Raw genomic sequence first — 3,073 nt, forward strand, 5'->3', positions numbered from 1 at the left:
AGCAATAAAACAAATTTCTATTTTATAGAAATGTAACAAGTCAAGCAATTGACGTGTAAACTTAAATCTTAGATTTTATCTAAGTGTTAACTTTTGGTTAAGTTAATAAGGGCGCACGGTGGATGCCTTGGCACTAGGAGTCGATGAAGGACGGCACTAACACCGATATGCCTCGGGGAGCTGTAAGTAAGCTTTGATCCGGGGATTTCCGAATGGGGGAACCCACTATCTTTAATCGGATAGTATCTACACGTGAATACATAGCGTGATGAGGACAGACGCAGGGAACTGAAACATCTAAGTACCTGCAGGAACAGAAAGAAAATTCGATTCCCTGAGTAGCGGCGAGCGAAACGGGAAGAGCCCAAACCAAAGAGCTTGCTCTTTGGGGTTGTAGGACACTCTATACGGAGTTACAAAAGAATGAGTTAGACGAAGCGACTTGGAAAGGTCCGCGAAACAAGGTAAAAGCCCTGTAGTCAAAAGTTCATTCCCTCCAGAGTGTATCCTGAGTACGGCGGAACACGTGAAATTCCGTCGGAATCCGGGAGGACCATCTCCCAAGGCTAAATACTACCTAGTGACCGATAGTGAACCAGTACCGTGAGGGAAAGGTGAAAAGCACCCCGGAAGGGGAGTGAAATAGATCCTGAAACCGTGTGCCTACAAGTAGTTAGAGCCCGTTAATGGGTGATAGCGTGCCTTTTGTAGAATGAACCGGCGAGTTACGATTACGTGCGAGGTTAAGTTGAGAAGACGGAGCCGCAGCGAAAGCGAGTCTGAATAGGGCGAATTAGTACGTGGTCGTAGACCCGAAACCAGGTGATCTACCCATGTCCAGGGTGAAGGTGAGGTAACACTCACTGGAGGCCCGAACCCACGCACGTTGAAAAGTGCGGGGATGAGGTGTGGGTAGCGGAGAAATTCCAATCGAACCTGGAGATAGCTGGTTCTCTCCGAAATAGCTTTAGGGCTAGCCTCGTGATTGAGAATACCGGAGGTAGAGCACTGTTTGGACTAGGGGGGCATCTCGCTTTACCGAATTCAGACAAACTCCGAATGCCGGATATTTATACACGGGAGTCAGACTGCGAGTGATAAGATCCGTAGTCAAGAGGGAAACAGCCCAGACCACCAGCTAAGGTCCCAAAGTAATCGTTAAGTGGAAAAGGATGTGGCGTTGCTTAGACAACCAGGATGTTGGCTTAGAAGCAGCCATCATTTAAAGAGTGCGTAATAGCTCACTGGTCGAGTGACGCTGCGCCGAAAATGTATCGGGGCTAAACGATTCACCGAAGCTGTGGATGCATACTTTGAGTATGCGTGGTAGGAGAGCGTTCTAATTGCGTTGAAGTCAGACCGGAAGGACTGGTGGAGCGATTAGAAGTGAGAATGCCGGTATGAGTAGCGAAACATGGGTGAGAATCCCATGCACCGTATGACTAAGGTTTCCTGAGGAAGGCTCGTCCGCTCAGGGTTAGTCGGGACCTAAGCCGAGGCCGATAGGCGTAGGCGATGGACAACAGGTTGATATTCCTGTACCACCTCCTCACCGTTTGAGAAATGGGGGGACGCAGTAGGATAGGGTAAGCACGCCGTTGGTTGCGCGTGTTCAAGCAGTAAGGCGTGTATGTAGGCAAATCCGCATACTATAACGTTGAGCTGTGATGACGAGCTCTTTAGAGCGAAGTTCCTGATTTCACACTGCCAAGAAAAGCCTCTATCGAGGTGAGAGGTGCCCGTACCGCAAACCGACACAGGTAGTCGAGGAGAGAATCCTAAGGTGTGCGAGAGAACTCTCGTTAAGGAACTCGGCAAAATGACCCCGTAACTTCGGGAGAAGGGGTGCTTCTTTGGGTGCATAGCCTAGAGAAGCCGCAGTGAATAGGCCCAGGCGACTGTTTAGCAAAAACACAGGTCTCTGCAAAACCGTAAGGTGACGTATAGGGGCTGACGCCTGCCCGGTGCTGGAAGGTTAAGAGGAGCGGTTAGCGCAAGCGAAGCTGTGAATTGAAGCCCCAGTAAACGGCGGCCGTAACTATAACGGTCCTAAGGTAGCGAAATTCCTTGTCGGGTAAGTTCCGACCCGCACGAAAGGCGTAACGATCTGGGCACTGTCTCAACGAGAGACTCGGTGAAATTATAGTACCTGTGAAGATGCAGGTTACCCGCGACAGGACGGAAAGACCCCGTGGAGCTTTACTGTAGCCTGATATTGAATTTTGGTACAACTTGTACAGGATAGGTAGGAGCCAGAGATCCCGGAGCGCCAGCTTCGGAGGAGGCGTCGGTGGGATACTACCCTGGTTGTATTGAACTTCTAACCCATGCCCCTTAGCGGGGTAGGAGACAGTGTCAGGCGGACAGTTTGACTGGGGCGGTCGCCTCCTAAAGAGTAACGGAGGCGCCCAAAGGTTCCCTCAGAATGGTTGGAAATCATTCGAAGAGTGTAAAGGCATAAGGGAGCTTGACTGCGAGACCTACAAGTCGAGCAGGGTCGAAAGACGGGCTTAGTGATCCGGTGGTTCCGCATGGAAGGGCCATCGCTCAACGGATAAAAGCTACCCCGGGGATAACAGGCTTATCTCCCCCAAGAGTCCACATCGACGGGGAGGTTTGGCACCTCGATGTCGGCTCATCGCATCCTGGGGCTGTAGTCGGTCCCAAGGGTTGGGCTGTTCGCCCATTAAAGCGGTACGCGAGCTGGGTTCAGAACGTCGTGAGACAGTTCGGTCCCTATCCGTCGTGGGCGTAGGAAATTTGAGAGGAGCTGTCCTTAGTACGAGAGGACCGGGATGGACACACCGCTGGTGTACCAGTTGTCTTGCCAAAGGCATCGCTGGGTAGCTATGTGTGGACGGGATAAGTGCTGAAAGCATCTAAGCATGAAGCCCCCCTCAAGATGAGATTTCCCATTACGCAAGTAAGTAAGACCCCTGAAAGACGATCAGGTAGATAGGTTCGAGGTGGAAGTGCGGTGACGCATGTAGCTGACGAATACTAATCGGTCGAGGACTTAACCACATTTTATTGCACAACTCAATGAAACGTTTATCCAGTTTTGAAAGAATGA

Annotated in this window: 1 rRNA gene; it reads left to right on the forward strand. The window is 50.8% G+C overall.

The features are described from left to right. The first annotated feature begins 95 nt into the window (after positions 1 to 95). Positions 96 to 3,024, forward strand: a 23S ribosomal RNA gene (locus H9632_RS18580). Positions 3,025 to 3,073 lie beyond the last annotated feature (49 nt).

The organism is Solibacillus merdavium (assembly GCF_014836935.1).
GTDB lineage: Bacteria > Bacillota > Bacilli > Bacillales_A > Planococcaceae > Solibacillus > Solibacillus ferritrahens.